Origin of the sequence: Aureibaculum sp. 2308TA14-22 (assembly GCF_040538665.1) — a bacterium.
Classification (GTDB): Bacteria; Bacteroidota; Bacteroidia; order Flavobacteriales; family Flavobacteriaceae; genus Aureibaculum.
In genome coordinates, this window is the sequence record NZ_JBEWXT010000001.1 from 2,093,438 (window position 1) to 2,111,957 (window position 18,520).

An 18,520-nucleotide genomic window follows, 5' to 3' on the forward strand; every position below is an offset into this window, starting at 1 on the left:
TTACTTCACATGGCAAAATACAAGTTAAAAGTAAATGAAAAATCTTACGACATAGATGTTAGCGATGATACTCCAATTTTATGGGTTCTGCGAGATCATCTTAACCTATTAGGTACAAAATTTGGATGTGGTATCGGACAATGTGGAGCATGTACTATTCATATAGATGGAGAACCTTCCAGAAGTTGTTCTATGCCTATTTCTTCAGTGGCTGAAAAAGAAATAACCACTATAGAAGGTATTTCTAAAGACGGAGACCATCCTGTGCAATTAGCTTGGAAAGAAATTGACGTCCCTCAATGTGGATATTGTCAAGCTGGGCAAATTATGACGGCTACGGCTTTTTTGGAAAAAAAACCGAATCCTAACAATGAAGAAATCAGAGAAGCAATGCACGGTAATATTTGCAGGTGTGCATCTTATAACCGAATTGAAAAAGCTGTTGCAAAAGCAGCAACTGCTAACAGTTAAATCCTCATTATATGAAATCACAAAATAACAATATAGATAGAAGATCTTTCTTAAGAACATCAGCACTGGCAGGTGGTGGGATGATTATCGGATTCAACTTATTTAACGCTTGTAAACCTAAGGTTAAACCAGCTATTGACATTTCCAAACTAAATTTTAATGATTTTAACGGCTTCATTAAAATAGCTAACAATGGTATGGTCACCATTTTTGCACCTAATCCTGAAATTGGGCAAGGCGTAAAAACTTCTATGCCAATGCTTATTGCCGAGGAATTAGATGTGGCATGGGAAAATGTACATGTGGTGCAAGGCGATTTAGAAATGGATGTATTTGAAAGACAAGTTGCTGGCGGAAGTCAATCAATAAGAAGTGGTTGGCAACCTTTAAGGCAAACAGGAGCAACAGCTAAACAAATGTTAGTTAATGCCGCTGCTGCCAAATGGGGAGTTTCGGCTTCTGAATGTACTGCAGAAAACGGTGTAATTACTAACGCTAAAGGAGAAAAATTAGGCTACGTAGATGTTGTGGTTGAAGCGGCTAAGTTAGAGGTGCCCAAAGACGTAAAGCTCAAAGAACCCAAAGACTTTAAGATTATAGGCCAAGAAGTACAGAATGTTGATGTTGATGAAATCATAACCGGCAAACCTTTATTTGGTATCGATTATAAAGAAGAAGGAATGCTTTATGCATCGGTTTTAAGACCACCAGCTTTTGGGCAGACGTTAGCATCTTTTGATGATACTGAAGCTAAAGCCATGCCTGGTGTAGTAGATGTTATCACTATTGGAGAAAAAGCAAGAAATTTTATAAATAGTGAAAATAGAAATTGGACTGTACGATTAGGTTCAAGTGACAAAGTGGTTGTGTTGGCAAAAACTACTTGGGAAGCAATTAAAGGAAAAAAGGCCATTAAAGCCGTTTGGAAAAATGATTCGAATGCTGAGAACACTGAATTACATGATAAAAAATTATTAGCTCTGTTGGATGGTAATGAATTCAGAACCTTAAGAAAAGATGGAGATATTAAAAAGGCTTTTAATGAAGCCGATAGTGTATTAGAACGCACTTACGAATCGCCATTTTTGCCACATAATTGTTTAGAACCTATGAACTTTTTCGCCAATGTAACAGATGATAAAGTGCATTTGGTAGGGCCAATTCAAACTCCAAAAGACGCAGCTACGGTGGTTTCAAATTTATTAGACCGCAATATTGAGGACGTTCATTTAGAATTGACAAGAATGGGTGGTGGTTTTGGAAGAAGGTTGTATGGAGATTTTGTTTTTGAAGCTGCCGAAATCTCTGATGTAATTAGAAAACCCATAAAAATGATTTCTACAAGAGAAGATGATATGGCTACAGGTGTTTACCGCCCAGCCATTAAATACAGAATAAAAGCTGCAATAAAAGATAATAAAGTCACTGGATATCATTTAAAAGAAGCTGCCATAAGTGGAAATATGTGGGGTGCAATCTCTGATTTTTTTCCAGCTGGAGCTATTAAAAACTATCAAGTAGATGTTGCAAATTATAAAAGTAATATTACTACTGGAGCTTGGCGTGCACCTTACACCAATTTCTTAGCCTTTGCAGAACAAAGTTTTTTTGACGAGCTGGCAGAAACTATGGATATAGACAAAATTCAATTACGTTTAGACTTGTTACAAAATGTAAAAGGCACAACGGATAAACGTATTCAGTATTCACCAGAGCGTATGGAAGAGGTGATTAAATTAGTAAGAGAAAAATCAAATTGGGGAAATGTAGATAAAAATATCTATCAAGGGTTTTCTGCATATTACAGCCATAATACGCACGTAGCTCAAGTAGCTGATGTAGTACTAGAGTCGGGTGTTCCTGTTGTTAAAAAAGTTTATTGTGTTTTAGATTGTGGTATCGTTGTAAACCCGTTGGGAGCTAAAAACCAAGTGGAAGGTGGTGTAATTGATGGTATAGGTCATGCCATGTATGGTAATTTAGAATTTGAAAATGGAGTACCGCAATCTACAAACTTTCACAACTATAGATTGGTAAGAATGAAAGAAACGCCTAAGGTTGAAGCTCATTTTGTAGAGAATAACCTTGCTCCTACAGGGTTAGGAGAACCTTCTTTGCCACCAGCTGGAGCTGCCGTGGCAAATGCGATTAAAGCCGCAACTGGAATAAGAATTACAAAACAACCTTTTATTAATAGTACTGAAAAAGTTTTTGGCTAATAGTTCTAATATTAGTATGACGCACGAATTTAAAAAAATAATAAAAGGCTATCAAGAGGCTGAAGAAAAAGGTTTGCAGTCCATTGTGGCTACTGTTGTGGCGTTAGACGGTTCGTCATACAGAAAACCTGGGGTAAGGATGCTAATTACCGAAAACGGACAAATGATTGGTGCTGTAAGTGGTGGTTGTGTAGAAAAAGAAATTTTAAAACAGACCTATTCTGTTTTTAAGACGGGCATCTCTAAAGTAATGACTTATGATGGCCGATATCGATTGGGTTGTGAAGGCGTTTTATATATTTTACTAGAGCTATTTCATCCTGAAGCTGCTTTCATCAACACTTTTAAAAATTGCCTAGAACATCACAATAACTTTTCAATTCATAGCTTTTATTCAAAAGATATTGGCTCTGACGAAAATTATGGTTCTTCAATTTCATTTGATGACGAACAGTTGTTTTCATTTAACCAAAACTCTAAAGTGAATAGGAATGCTTCTCTTCAAATTTTTAGTCAAATACTAAAACCGTGTTTTAGATTGGTTATTATCGGAGCAGAACATGATGCCGTTGAACTTTGTTCTTTTGCGGCTGCCTTAGGTTGGGATGTTTTTGTTATTGCTTCACTATCTGATTCTAAGACAATTACTGATTTTAGAGGAGCACAAAAAGTGTTACATGAATCTCCAGAATCAATAGATGCTTCAATCGTTAAGGAAGAAACTGCTATAGTTTTAATGACCCATAGTTATGCAAAAGATTTGCAATATTTAATCACTTTAAAAGATAAAGCTCCAGAGTATATTGGTATTTTAGGATCGGTAAACCGACGGGAAAAATTATTAAATGAAATTATGGAGCTGTGCCCTTTAATCAATGACGAATTCTTTGAAAAAATTCACAGTCCAGCAGGGCTAAATATAGGAGCCATAACACCACAAGAAATTGCCTTATCCATTTGTGCAGAAATACTTGCAGTGACCCGCAAAAAAGACCCTGGATCTTTACGGAATACTATGGGTAGTATTCATTCTGATAATTATTTAGCATAAGTTGGAATCTCATCAAAAAATTGCCATGGTTATTTTGGCCGCTGGAGCTTCAATTAGAATGAAAGCTATAAAGCAATTATTACCATGGAAAAAAACTTCATTACTCGGACATAGCATTGAACAAAGTTTATCGTCAAAAGTTGATTCTGTTTTTGTGGTTTTGGGAGCCAATAAAGAAAAAATTGCTCCAACACTTAAAGATTATAATATCCAAATTATTGAAAATGAGGATTGGCGATTAGGCTTAGGAAAATCTATTGCTTGTGCTATACAATTTTTAGACAACTCCCCTACTCAATTTAATGGTGTTTTAATTGCTTTGGCAGATCAACCTCTATTAACTGCTTCTTATTATAACAAGTTGATTGTTGAATTTAAAGAAAGTAAATCTGGAATAGTATCGACGCAACAAAATTCAACCATTGGAGTTCCTGCCGTTTTTAATGAAAATTATTATGAACGATTATCATTTTTATATGAAGATAGAGGGGCGAAAGCTCTAATTAAGCAAAATTTGGATGATGTCCGTTTTGTTAATCCAGATGGTATTGCTTTAGATGTTGATACTATCGATAGTTATCAAGAATTGTTTAAGAAATACGGAAGTTGATTAATAAATAAAAACACTTGGCTTTCTTAATAATTTTAACGACCTTCGATTAATTCTGCTGAACTAGTTTCATAAACAGTAGGTTGAAATCTTTTAAATATAAACAGTAAATACAATTTTAAAAAATAATAATATGAAGCTCTTTAACTATTTAGCAATTAATCTAATCTTTTTAATCCTTTTTGTTTCTTGCACAAAAAATCAAGAAAAAGTTTCCGAAACTAAAGAATTTAAAGTTGAATTTGAAAAATTTACGCTAGATAATGGTCTACAAGTAATTTTTCATATAGATCGCTCAGATCCTGTTGTGGCAGTTGCTTTAACAAGTCATGTTGGTTCTGCCAGAGAGATTGAAGGTCGTACTGGATTTGCCCATTTATTTGAACATTTACTGTTCTTAGAATCTGAGAATTTAGGTAAAGGTGGACTCGACAAAATGAGTGCTCGCATAGGTGGTTCTGGAGCAAACGGATCTACAAGTAGAGACAGAACAAACTACTTTCAAACGGTACCAAAAGATGCACTAGAAAAAATGATTTGGGCCGAAGCTGACAAATTAGGTTTCTTTATTAATACGGTAACTGACCAAGTATTAGCCAAAGAAAAGCAAGTTGTAAAAAACGAAAAACGTCAGGGTGTAGATAATCGTCCATATGGTCATAATTTTTACGTTATTCATAAGAATTTGTATCCTGAAGGTCATCCTTACAGCTGGGAAGTTATTGGCTCTTTAGAAGATTTACAAAATGCAACGCTACAAGATGTAAAAGATTTTTATAACCGATGGTATGTGCCAAATAATGTAACACTTACAATTGCTGGTGATTTTGATGTAGTACAAGCAAAAAAATGGGTTGACAAATACTTCAGCGAAATAAAGCGAGGTAAAGATATTCCAAAAATGGAAAAGCAACCCGCAACACTGAGTGAAACGAAAAAACTATACTATGAAGACAACTTTGCAAGAGTACCTCGTCTCACCTTAACATGGCCTGGCGTTTATGAATACCATAATGATTCTTATGCCCTAGAAGTATTAGCTACTTATTTATCGCAAGGAAAAAAAGCACCATTATATAAAGTACTCGTTGAAGATAAAAAACTAACGGATGGTGTTGATGCATTTCAGTATAACTCAGAAATTGCCGGTCAGTTCATGATTCAAGTCACCGCTTTCTCTGATGTTAATCTTGAAGATGTCTTGAACGGTATTAACGAAGGTTTTGCAAATTTTGAAAAAGAAGGAATCTCTCAAGCCGATTTAGACCGTATAAAAGCGGGACAAGAAACTAGTTTTTACAATAGTTTATCTAGTGTTTTAGGCAAAGGATTTCAATTAGCACAATATGAAATATTTGCAGGTGACCCTGGATTTGTAAATCAAGACGTTAAGAACATTCTAAATGTCACTGCTGAGGATGTAACACGCGTATACAATCAATATGTAAAGGGCAAAAATTTTGTTGCCACCAGTTTTGTCCCCAAAGAGCAAAAAGCATTAGCTCTAGCCGATTCAAAATTGGCAGATGTTGTTGAAGAACCTATTATTGAAGGTGCAGAAGAATCTTTTGACGCTAGCATAGCTGCAGACTATGAAAAAACACTTTCAAGTTTTGATAGGAGTATTGAGCCTCCATATGGCGATAGTCCAGATATTATTGTTCCGGAGGTATGGAAAGACGAACTTTCATCGGGTATAAAACTTTTTGGAATAGAGAATAATGAAGTGCCATTAGTACAATTTCAGATACAGATAAAAGGTGGTATGTTATTAGAAAACCAGGATAAAATTGGTGTATCTAATCTGTTAGCAGAATTAATGACCAAAGGTACAGCAACCAAGACACCTGAAGAACTTGAAAATGAAATTGAAAAACTAGGTGCCTCAATTAACACATATGCTACCAATGAAAATATTACTATCTCTGGAAACACACTGGCCAAAAATTATGCAAAAACAATGGCATTAGTTGAGGAAATTATTTTACAACCGCGTTGGGACATAAAAGAGTTTAATCTTTTAAAGCAAAGTATATTAAGTCAAATTGAACGTCAAAAAGCTGAACCAAATAGTATTGCTTCCAATCAATTCAATAAACTTATATACGGAGAAAATCATATTTTATCCAATGACAATTTAGGTGATGAAACTTCTGTAAATGCCATTACAATTGATGATTTAAAAGTCTATTACGAAGCATCTATTTCGCCAAATATCACTAAAATTCATGTGGCGGGAGCAATTTCAAAAGATGAAGTCTCAAAATCTATTACAACATTAAATAATAATTGGAAACCAAAAATGGTTCAGTTTCCTGAAATTATTAATCCTACAACGCCAGGTGCATCAAAAATATATTTTTATGACGTGCCAGGTGCTAAACAATCTATATTACGATTTGGTTATCCAGCATTAGCAGCGACTGATGTTGATTATTATCCTGCCACATTACTTAATTATCGTTTAGGTGGTGGAGGTTTTGCCTCTCAATTAACACAACAGCTTCGTGAAGGAAAAGGTTACACTTATGGTATTGGTTCTGGTTTTAATGGGTCTACTATTAAAGGCACATTCTCAATTTCTAGTGGTGTACGTTCTAATGTTACCTATGAATCATCAAGTTTAATAAAAGAAATTTTAGAAAACTATGGTAAAAATTATAATGATAATGATTTAGAAATTACCAAAGGATATATGATAAAAAGTAATGCAAGGGCTTTCGAAACGTTACGAAGTAAATTAAATATGCTTACAAATATTAGCAATTATGGATATGCAGATGATTATGCCAAACAACGTGAGGATATTGTTAAAGCAATGACCGTTAAAGATATTAAAGCTTTAGCAGAAAAATACATAAACCCAGATAAAATGATTTATCTAATAGTTGGTGATGCTGCTACACAACTCGAAAAAATGGAGAAATTAGAATATGGAAAACCCATTCTTTTAAACAAGTAATTCACAAAATATTTGGTATAAATAATAATTAAAAACAGAAAAGTAAAGACTAAAATAAAATAGTTGTAGATTAAATTACGCTACTTTTAAACTTGACTTTCTTAAATTTTTTAACGACCTTCGATTAACATTAGATATAAAACATTAAAACGATTTGATATCAAGACGTTGTAAAGCATTAAGGTTAACGAAATGAATAACGAAATCTGGAATGAATGGATAAGCAGAATTGAGTGGATTCTCAGAATAGCCAAGAAACGAAACTGGGACTATTCTGACTTGACAATCAAAAAACCAATTTCAGAAAAGGCATTTGACATCCTTGAAAAAGAACTGAATTTAAAATACCCTGAGGACTTTAAAGAAGTTTTAACTAAATATTCATCTGGAGTTTTAATGGACTGGCAAATTGAAGGTGAAGAAACTGAGGGAGAATTTCGTGAAATATTTTGTGGTGCAGGAAGGGGTTATTTATGGGATTTCGACACATTAAGAGATGACTATAAAAACATCAGAGGATGGATTACAGAATGCTTTCCAAATCCCGATGATGAATATGATAAAGTATGGTATAATAAAGTACCGTTTTTAGATGTTCCAAACGGAGATGTAATTGCCTTTGGTGAAAAAACGGAATTTGGAAACCAAGTAGTTTATTTAAGTCATGAAGGTGACGACTTTCATGGACAAATTCTTGGCGAAAACTTTATTGACTTTATGAATAAATGGACTCAATTAGGTTGTGTAGGAACAGAGGATTGGCAATTTGAACCATTTTATGATTATGAAAAAAAGATCATGTTATCTAACAAAACAACGCTGGACAGGTGGATAAAATGGCTAGAAAAATAAACGCTTTACAACACTGTATATAGCAAATAGGGCGTTCAATGGTTTACGAAAGTTCAGCACTATTTACCAACACCGCCAAATCGTTGATTTGGCTTTTAAGAATGAATAAATTAAAAACAAAATACAACGTTTTGGCTCAGTACAAACTTGAAAGTTCATCGCTTTCAACTGCCCTACTTGCCATATACTAAACGTTAATCGAAATCTCAAAAAACTGCTAAAAACGATACCCTAAAGAAGCCCCTAGCCTTGGTACTATTTCAGTTGCATAATTTTCATTAGACTGATAAACATTTCTTCCGGCACCTCCAAAAACTTCAAAAGCAAAACCGCCTTTGCTAACAAACTTACCGCCAATAGAAATACCAAAAGCAACATTAGTTGAAGTTTCATCTCTATTTATACTAATATTTGGATCTGGCACATAATCATAAACGTAGTTATCATAATCGTCTTGAACATTAAACATTCCGAATGCTTCTAAAAAGAAACCCCATGCATATTTGCTCGAAAAATAACGTCTATAAAAAGGCGTAAAAGCAAATTTCTCTTCATAAATAGGTCCATCTTCAAAGTCACGATCATTGTCTCTATCTTGCAAATTAAAAAGAAATGAAGCTCCAATAGATGATTCTTCATTAATTAAATACTCGTAAGAAAAGTCAGCTGATTTAAAAACAATAAGATTAAACGCATTGGCTTTTAATTCATGCTTTTTTACTAGTGCATCATCATCATTTTGAGCAAAAGTAATTACGGATAATAATAAAAAAGTAACAAGAATTAGATTCTTCATAGAATGATTTTTAGGATAAGTATTTAATGTATCAAAAGTTATACCAATATAAGGTTGATTTATATTAACTGCATAGAAGATACAGTAATAAAAAAAGGTTGCTTATTATTTATATCTTTAATAGATAATGTCTTTAAGTTATCCTTCATTTAACAACATAAAAGCACCATTAGTTAGTATCTTTTTACCTTTTAAAGTTTCACTATTCAGTATTTCAGCATATGCTTCTGTTTGTTCACCTACCTTCAATTTTATTTTTTCAAAGACATATCCGTTATCCACTTTTTCATTTAATACCAAAGCATAAAAATCATTTCCAATTTCACCAACGGCCTCAATGGGTAAGGCCATACTTTTTTGAGCTTCAATAATAACTTGAGCTTCAGCAAACATACCAACAATTAAATTAGCATCTTCATTTTCTAAGTGGGCATGTACTTTTACCGTTCTGTTGGCCTCGTCAACGGTGGTACCTACCAAATGCACGTCGGCTTTAAACGTTTTATCTGAAGCTTCCGGAATTTTATACAACACCAATTGCTCCTTTTTTATTTTTAAAATGTCCTTTTCAAAAATAGTCAATTCTAAATGTAAATGTTGAGTATCCACTATTTCCAAGATATGATCAGCAGGTGAAACATACATCCCGTTACTTACATTTACCTTTGAAACCTTACCGCCGATTGGTGCATAAATATTGATTTGAGAAGTGAAATTTCCCTCCTCAACTGATTTAGGATTAATATTCATCATTCTTAATTTTTGTCGCAACCCACTCGATTGTGCCATTGCACTTTTATACGTACTCTCAGCTTGTAGGTAATTTTTTTGAGAAGTGATTCTCTCATCGAACAAGGTTTTTTGCCTTTCGTATTCAGATTTTAAATAATTGAGTTGTTCCATTATTTCGGCATATTGTTGCTGTGGTTCAACAAATTCGGTGTTTTCCAACGTTACCAACAATTGTCCTTTTTTTACTTTATCACCAACTAACAGCGGGGTTCTTTTTATGTATCCGCCTAAAAAAGTACTGACTTTTGCCCTATTTTGGGGCGGAACATCAATCATTCCATTTACTTTGATACTTTTATTAAAATCTTGTTCTGTAAATGTACCCAATTCCATTTTTTCCGATTCAAATTGTGCTTTGGTGACCATAATTTTATTATCATCAGAAATTGTTGCCTCATCATTTGCTTGTTTTTCTGAATTTCCGCAGGCCGCGTACAAGAGTGTAATTAATACTATATAGAGATTCTTCATTTTCGTTATTTTTATAAGGTTAAATAATTAATAGCAATCACCGTTTGGTTGTATTTATTGAGGTTATCTAAATACGTCAGCTGAATAGCTGTTGCCGCTTCTATGCTCTGTATGTATTGAAAGAAATCGATTTCACCATGTTTAAAACTCTTTTCGGCGGTTTTGATAATTTCTTGTGAGAGTTGTTTTCCTTGACTTTCGTAATACACAACAGCCTCATTATATTGATTCAATTTTGCCATTAGTTTTTGATATTTTGCAGATAGTTTGGCTTTAAAATCCATTTGCTCTTCCTTAATAATATCCTGAGCTATTTTAGAAGCTTTAATTTTAGATGCTTTCCCTCCAAATACCAAAGGCATTTTAATACCAAATTGATAACCTATCATTTGCTGATTTAAGGAACTATTTGAGCCTTGAAAATACTCTACGCTCAAATCGGGCAATAAACTTTGTTTTTCTCTTTGATGTAAAACTTTATAATAAGAATCAGCATTTTTATAAAAATCCAAGCCAACATTTTTATCAATGGAAATATTTTGCAACGTTAGCTTTTTCAAAGGTTGATTAACTACTGAAAGACTATCTACCTGTACAACAGCTTTTAAATCTTCATTTAACAAAATAACCTCTTGTTTTGCCTGTTTTAAGGCCATTTCTATCTGTTTTTGTTTCGATGTTGCCGTTATCATTTCCAAGTAATTGGTTTCTCCTAATTCAAATCTTCGTTTGGATGCGTTGGCAAAATTGGAGTATAAACTATCTAAAAAATGATAGGTTTTGGCTTTGTTCTTTGCATAAACAACATTGTAGTATGACAAATATACATTGCGTTTTAGCGTTTCCAATTTGATATTATAATTGGATTGCTGCATCTTATAATCAGCTTTATTTACCTTTTTATCGGCAAAATAAACCGTGGGAAACTTAAAATCCTGCTGTACACCAAAAACCCGTAATGGCAAGTTATTTGTCCCAAGGTTACTTTCATCATAGTTATAAAAAACCGATGTTTTATCAAAATCAAAAGCACTACCGATAAGTGCATCACTTTTCTCAACCATCATGGAAAATGCTTTTAGCTCAGCATTATTTTCTGTAGCTAAAGCAACTGCTCTATCAATAGTTAACGGCTCTTGCTGTGCCGATATGCCTATTGAAAGCATCAATAAAATTACTGTTGCTATTCCTTTTTTATTCATTTTTATTTCTTTTTTATCTTCAAACCAAGCGTATAAAATCGGCAAAACAACTAAAGTTAATAGGGTTGCCGTTATTAATCCGCCAATGACAACCGTGGCCAATGGCCGTTGAACTTCCGCACCTGCATTTGTAGAAATTGCCATGGGCAAAAAGCCTAAAGCTGCCGCCGAGGCTGTTAATAAAACGGGACGTAATCGTTCTGTTGTACCTCGAATGATACGTTCTTTAATATCTGAAACTCCTTGTATTTTCAAATCTTTAAAATGTTCTATCAATACAATTCCATTAAGTACAGCTATTCCGAAAAGGGCAATAAAACCGACACCTGCCGAAATACTAAAAGGCATATCTCTAATCCACAATAATAATACGCCACCTACCGCAGCAAGTGGAATTGCAGAATAGACCAACAATGCTTCCTTTACAGAACTAAATGCAAAATAGAGTAATACAAAAATGAGTAATAGAGCTATGGGTACTGCAACTTTTAATCGAGCCTTAGCACTCTGTAAATTTTCAAACTGACCACCATAAGTAATGGTATAACCAGCCGGTAATTTTAGGCTTTGATCAATAATCGCTCTGACATCATCAACAACCGATTGTAAATCTTTATTTCTAACATTTATACCAACTACTACACGCCTTTTTGTATCGTCTCTAGATATTTTAGCTGGTCCCTTAGAATAGTTGATTTCAGCCAGTTCGCTCAACGGAATTTTTTGACCACTAGGTATATCAACATATAAACTTCGTAGATTTTCTAATTCTTTACGATAATCAGCATCTAGACGTAATACCAAATCAAATCGTTTTTCGCCTTCAAAAACACTACCCAACGCTTCACCTGCAAAACCCATAGAGATTACCTGATTCAAATCTGCTATGTTTAATCCATATCTGGCAATTTTGGTTCTATTAAAATTAACACTCATTTGAGGTAATCCTTCTATTTTTTCCACAATGATATCAGAGGCTCCTTCCACATCAGAAATTAAACTTTTAATTTCATCGGCCTTGGTGGCTAAAATTTCTAAATCTTCACCAAATATTTTAATGGCCACATCTGCCCTAACACCAGTAATTAATTCATTAAATCGCATTTCGATAGGTTGTGTAAATTCTAATTCCATTCCTGGTATTACAGCCAAGGCTTCCTTAAATTTATCTGCCAACTCATCTTTGCTTGATGCTGATGTCCATTGCTTTTTAGGTTTTAATTTGATAATGACATCACTTTCTTCCATTGACATGGGATCTGTAGGTACTTCGGCAGCACCAATTCTACTGACTACCTGATCTACTTCAGGGAATTCATCCAATAAAATTTGCTCAATTTTTGTAGTGATTTCTATGGTCTTACTTAACGATGTTCCAGTTTTTAAAACGGGTTGTATTACAAAATCGCCTTCATCCAACGTTGGTACAAACTCTCCTCCCATTCTACTAAATATCCAACCGCTTAGAATTAACAGGAGTACCGAAAAACCAATGACTACTTTCTTATGAAAAAGTGCCCAACTAATAATTGGTTGGTATAAACTCGTCAAAAACTTCATCAATCTAACCGAGATATTCTTATCATTTTGTGTGCTAGGTTTTAAAAATAACGAAGCAATTACTGGGACATAAGTCAAACAAAATAACATAGCTCCAATTAAGGCAAAACTAAAAGTCAATGCCATGGGTCTAAACATTTTTCCTTCTACGCTACTTAATGATAGAATCGGAATAAATACAATCAGAATTATCAGTTGTCCGAAAATGGCAGAATTCATCATTTTTGATGCTCCATTATAAGTAACTTGATCTATTTCGGCCTGTCTTTCCTTTTTGGTCAAGTATAAAATCTCTTTACGTTGCGAGGTAATACGAAAAGCAATAAATTCCACAATTATTACCGAACCATCAATGATAATCCCGAAATCAATGGCTCCCAAACTCATGAGGTTGGCATCGATACCAAAAACATGCATCAATGAAATGGCAAATAGCAAACTCAGCGGAATTACAGAAGCCACGACCAAACCTGAACGCCAATTACCCAATAAGAGCACGACCACAAATATTACGATTAGCGAACCTAAAATGAGGTTTTCAGCTACTGTAAATGTGGTTTTACCAATCAGTTCGCTACGTTCCAAAAACCCGTTGATATAAACCCCTTCAGGTAAACTCTTTTGAATGGAAGCTACTCGTTTTTTAACGGCATCAATGATTTCGTTTGAGTTGCCATCTTTTAGCATCATTATCTGTCCCAATACTTTTTCGCCTTCTCCATTGCCAGTAATAGCTCCAAATCTGGTGGCACTACCAAAACCTACTTTGGCAATATCTTTTATATAAATGGGATTGGTATGCGTATTTTTAACTACAATATTTTCAATATCTTCCAGAGATTTCACCAAGCCCTCACCACGAATAAAAAAGGCTTGATTAGACTTTTCTATATAACCACCGCCGGCAACACTATTGTTTTTTTCCAATGCCTTATAAATATCGGCAATAGCAATATTCATAGCGTTTAATTTAGTGGGATTTATAGCCACCTCATACTGTTTTAGATAACCGCCCCATGTATTTACCTCCACCACTCCTAGAATTCCCGAAAGTTGCCTTTTTACAATCCAATCTTGAATGGTTCGCAGTTCTGTCGGAGAATATTGAGATTCAAAACCTGGTTTTACATCTAAAATGTATTGATAAATTTCGCCCAAACCCGTTGTAATTGGACCCATTTCAGGACTACCAAAACCATCAGGAATTTTCTCCAAAGCCGATTTAATCTTCTCCGCAATTAACTGTCTTGGCAAATAGGTACCCATATTATCTTCAAAAACAATGGTAACGACAGATAAACCAAATTTTGAAATGGAGCGTATCTCAATTACACCAGGCAAATTTGCCATTTCCAATTCTACAGGATACGTTATGAATTGCTCTACATCTTGTGTAGATAAATTTCTGGAAGTAGTTATTACCTGTACTTGATTATTAGTAATATCAGGCACAGCACCAATTGGTATTTTAGTCAATGACAAGATGCCAAAGCCAATAATAAATACTATAAAAAGTAGGATAATCAACTTATTGTTTAAGCTGAACTTGATAATTCTGTTTAACATAATTTATAAATAAAGTAAGGCAAGCTATGATAAAATAGCTTTAAAATAAATGACTTAAATCAATATTAAATTATGCGTGTTTTGGGGGTTGAAAAACAGAAGGTTTTTCAAAAGTAGATATAGAATCTTTATAAAAAAAGTTTAAAGGAATGGCAACAAAAGGGGTAAAGTCTAAATTAAAATTGGATGCGACAAAATTAAATGGCGAATTAATGTGTTGACTATTATTACTCCCATCTTTAAAGGGTAAACTATCATGTTCCTCATGTTCATTTCCGTTCGGCATATCATCTCCACTATAATGTTCTACCAAAAATTCTACAAAAGAATCACCATACGTTTTTTGATGGTATTCCGCATGTTCTAGCAATACCTTTAATTTAGAGACATCTTCAATACTAATATTAAAACTCTGAAAAAGGATTAATCCTGAAAATATTATGGCAACTAGTTTTGTCATTACTTACAAAGTTACGAATTTTTATAAAAAGGGTGTGTAACAAGTTTAACAAAACAATCTCAAAAACTCGCCCTCAATTGCACTGTGCCCGTATGTATAGCATTAGCAGTTTCAGATTTTCTACCTAAATAGTTAATGTTCAAATCTAAATAAGAAGTAATTCTTTTTTGTAAACTTAAATTCCAAGTATAATTTGTACCAGGTTGCAAACCTTCTAACATTTGATAGGCAACAGGTGAATTTAGATTACCATCAAAAGTGTTTAACACTAATTTGACAGATGAGTTAATGGAATATTTTTGGTTTTTGGCAAAAATAAAATTAGCCCCAAAATTATGTGACATTAGGGTTTCTAAACTCCCTAATTGATTGTCTTTGTTCTTAAAATGATACAATACTTCTAATCGCGAATTTTTACTATATAAATAAGATATTTTAGGATTTACCTCTACATTATCTAAGGTGTAATTACGACTTGTAAATCGTTCAGATGCACTTTTGTTTTCCGTAAGTGCCGTTTTAAAATCAAACAACCAAAACTTTCCAAATTTGTGGTTAAAAAGCAATTGATGCGATTGTGAGTTTTGCTCTTGATCGCCAATAGAAAAAGCATTTTTATTTTTGGTGTTTATATAGGTATAGGTTGTTGAATATTTTTGTTTACCTCGGTTAAAAAACAGGCTGTTTTTTAAATTCAAGGTCAAAGACAAAACATCATCATTAATATTAAACGGATTGAGTTCAAAATTTACTCCTTCTCTTCTCTTTTTGTTGTCAATCAGCACAAAAGACTGATTTGTAAAGTGTGAAAGCACTTTTTTAAACCCTTTTTGATTGCTCCAATTTGCTGGATAAATCGTTAGACTTTGACTAAACTTATTACGATGTGTTTTTACAAAATTGATAGTGGGCAACAATACACGCACATAGTTAGCTTCATCTTGAAATTGTGCAGTTTCAAATTCATCTAATTCTTGTATGCCGTTATTGTTGTAATCGTTCCAAGTATAAAAACCTAATCCAGTATCTACTTGTATATAACTGAACTCTTGTTGTGGCAAATTGCCCGAATTGGTTTCGTAAACCGTCTGCAAGGTAACCGCATTTTTAAACAATTGTTGACGGTAGGATAATCTAGAATTTAATGATTCTTCTTTAGTCGAATTAGAAGTAGTGTTCTTATGCTTTACCGTTCTATAATTTACAAACAGAGATAAATTTGAATTTGCTTTTTGAATTAATTGCGATCTCAAAAAATAGGTGTTAGCATTATTTACACGAGCCAATGTATTATTCTGTACACTATCCGTAGTTCTATAATTATAACCAAATTCTGCATATACTTTAGCAGTATCACCCACTCCAACATAGACTTCTGATTCTATATACTTATGACTTAAACTAGAAAGTGTATTGGTCAATTTATCGTTACGTTTATTACTTTCACTGTTCAATTTTGCTCCAATCCAACTTTTCTTAAAATGATGTTTTACATTCGTATAGCCTCTAAAAAATTGTGTCTTTGCAACATCAGAATCATTATTTAAGTAACTTCCGTTAATGTTAATTTTGGTGTTGTTTAATCTTAAATTACCTAAAAAATTATGCTTTATGCCATTATAGTTTTTACTAAAATTAAGCCAATCAAAACCGTATTCCATTTTTCCTTTTTCAGGATTAACATAACTTAACCCAACCCTTAAAAACTGTTGATTCCCTAGAGGATTTACCAGATCCCAATCACGGGCAAATTCAATGTTTCTAAAACGCTCTATGGTTTTAAAATCCTGTTGAATAAATTCATAATCTACCGAGCTTTTCAATTGCCATTTTTTATCCGATAACAATTGCCTCCAATTCAGTTTTGCAGCTACTCCTTTATTGTCATTGTCGTCAATAGACGAAAACAGGTTTTTATCACTTACACTATATGCTACTTCCGAATTAAGGCTTGTCTTTTTATTCGGATTGTAGCTCATGTTTATCATAGCAATTTGTAATTTTTCGGGAGCAACCAATTGTATAACCGGCTCATAATCTCCTTGTAAAACACCATTTATTGGAGCAACATATTCATAAACCCTTCCTGAAGCAATCGTTGTTTGAATTTGGTAGTTACCATTATTTGAACCTACATAGGTAAACCTAACATTGAACAAATTATCGTTTTCATCGTTTGAAAACTCAAAAACTTCCTCACCATTTTGGATTTCCTTTTTATACAATATTTTGTGTTCTTCATAAGTATCAGCATAAGCTGAAGACACATTCATTTTCGTAATATCATCTCCAGCAAGTGAAAGAGTTTCTTTTTGGCTATTGCTTAAATCTTGCTGTAAAGTCTGATTTTTAGCATCATTTTCATTGTAAAAATTGAAGCCAATGTTAAATTTTTCCGTTTTATACTCCGCTCCGTTATACGTTACAAATCGTGTGTAATTTCTGTCTGCTTGCTGATACTCTACCGTTATTCTCATACTTGCCGTTATGGGATAGGTGGGCATAAACGTAATTTCAGCGGTGTTGTAATCGATAATGTAATCATTACTTTCTCCACGTTGCAACAATACACCGTTAACAAAAACTCGCTCAGAGCCAGAAATCAAAAGCACATACTGCTCAGCCAATGATTGCGGATTGGCTCCCGTAATTTTATAAGGCCCTTGATTTCCCTCTTGTCCTAAAAATTGATTTTGACTGAATTGCCCCCTAACTAATGCTCCAGATGCAAAAACATTTACATCGTTTTCATCATTTTCTAAATTAACATCCACTCGTAGTCCAGCTACTTTTTTTGTAAACCGTAAAAATTGACTTTCTGTATTTTGCAAATTAATATCTCCCGCTTTTACACTCCAGTTATCACTGAACAATTCAATAAAAACACGATCAAACTCGTCCAAACGCTGAGTGTATCCATTTTCTTGCAAAGGAATATTACTGTCTGTAATTGAAGCCCTTAACTGGACTTTATCGGACAATCGTCCCGAAATTTGTAAATCCAAATTAGAGTTTACCGTAGCATCTTGATTGTTACCAACGGTAACTCCTCTAGATATGCTTCCGCTTGTATTTAAGCCCTCAAAAGGGCTAAAAATTTTGTTTTGAGTTCGACTCTTAGAACTATACAATCTCGATAAATCGGTAGAACGGGGAACTATTAAACTTTTATCAAAAACACTATAAGTTTTGGTTAAAAACGGTGGCAAAGATTTATATTCAATTGTGATATTTGGATATTTCTCGGCATCTAAAACTAGAATAGATTTAGAGAAATCAACTTTATAATTTGTGCTGTCTATTTGTTGTTTTAAGTCATTAAAAACCTTGAAATTGTAAGGGCTAATGCTAACGGAGTCAATTTGTATGGTATCAGAAACAACCTGAAAGGATTTAGTTTTAAAGCGGTTAGTGCCTTCTTGAGCACATAAAGAAACTGACAAAAAAACAAAAAATATGAAAACCCATTTCTTCATCAATTACTCAAACGTTTTATGCCTAAAAATAG

General features: G+C 33.7%; 11 protein-coding genes. 6 read left to right on the plus strand and 5 right to left on the minus strand.

Annotated elements, in window-relative coordinates:
- Positions 1–9: 9 nt before the first annotated feature.
- From U5A88_RS09340 to U5A88_RS09365, 6 genes are all read left to right on the plus strand, one after another.
- On the plus strand, positions 10–471 hold the full coding sequence (locus tag U5A88_RS09340; protein WP_354205817.1) for a (2Fe-2S)-binding protein: 462 nt from the start codon (positions 10–12) through the stop codon (positions 469–471).
- Positions 472–482: 11 nt separating this feature from the next.
- Positions 483–2,690 carry a xanthine dehydrogenase family protein molybdopterin-binding subunit gene (locus tag U5A88_RS09345; protein ID WP_354205819.1) on the plus strand — a complete coding sequence of 736 codons (2,208 nt, stop codon included), beginning with the start codon at positions 483–485 and terminating at the stop codon, positions 2,688–2,690.
- A gap of 16 nt (positions 2,691–2,706) precedes the next feature.
- Positions 2,707–3,741, plus strand: a complete 1,035-nt coding sequence (locus U5A88_RS09350; protein ID WP_354205821.1) for an XdhC family protein — start codon at positions 2,707–2,709, stop codon at positions 3,739–3,741.
- 1 nt (position 3,742) lies between these two features.
- The gene (locus tag U5A88_RS09355; protein WP_354205823.1) at positions 3,743–4,351 is read left to right on the plus strand and encodes a nucleotidyltransferase family protein; all 609 of its coding nucleotides are present in this window, start codon (positions 3,743–3,745) and stop codon (positions 4,349–4,351) included.
- Positions 4,352–4,484: 133 nt separating this feature from the next.
- Entirely contained in the window at positions 4,485–7,313 is a 2,829-nt protein-coding gene (locus U5A88_RS09360) for a M16 family metallopeptidase (RefSeq protein ID WP_354205824.1), read from the plus strand.
- Between the two features lie 192 nt (positions 7,314–7,505).
- Complete coding sequence (locus tag U5A88_RS09365; RefSeq protein WP_354205826.1) at positions 7,506–8,165, plus strand: SMI1/KNR4 family protein; 660 nt, start codon at positions 7,506–7,508, stop codon at positions 8,163–8,165.
- Positions 8,166–8,382: 217 nt separating this feature from the next.
- Here U5A88_RS09365 and U5A88_RS09370 read toward each other — a convergent pair whose 3' ends face one another.
- The 5 genes from U5A88_RS09370 to U5A88_RS09390 form a co-directional block, all read right to left on the minus strand.
- On the minus strand, positions 8,383–8,961 hold the full coding sequence (locus U5A88_RS09370; RefSeq protein WP_354205828.1) for a DUF3575 domain-containing protein: 579 nt from the start codon (positions 8,959–8,961) through the stop codon (positions 8,383–8,385).
- A gap of 138 nt (positions 8,962–9,099) precedes the next feature.
- Complete coding sequence (locus tag U5A88_RS09375) at positions 9,100–10,224, minus strand: efflux RND transporter periplasmic adaptor subunit (protein ID WP_354205830.1); 1,125 nt, start codon at positions 10,222–10,224, stop codon at positions 9,100–9,102.
- 11 nt (positions 10,225–10,235) lie between these two features.
- Entirely contained in the window at positions 10,236–14,552 is a 4,317-nt protein-coding gene (locus tag U5A88_RS09380) for a CusA/CzcA family heavy metal efflux RND transporter (RefSeq protein ID WP_354205832.1), read from the minus strand.
- A 70-nt stretch (positions 14,553–14,622) separates the two neighbouring features.
- Positions 14,623–15,012, minus strand: a complete 390-nt coding sequence (locus tag U5A88_RS09385) for a hypothetical protein (RefSeq protein WP_354205834.1) — start codon at positions 15,010–15,012, stop codon at positions 14,623–14,625.
- A 59-nt stretch (positions 15,013–15,071) separates the two neighbouring features.
- The gene (locus tag U5A88_RS09390; protein WP_354205836.1) at positions 15,072–18,488 is read right to left on the minus strand and encodes a hypothetical protein; all 3,417 of its coding nucleotides are present in this window, start codon (positions 18,486–18,488) and stop codon (positions 15,072–15,074) included.
- Between the last annotated feature and the right edge of the window lie 32 nt (positions 18,489–18,520).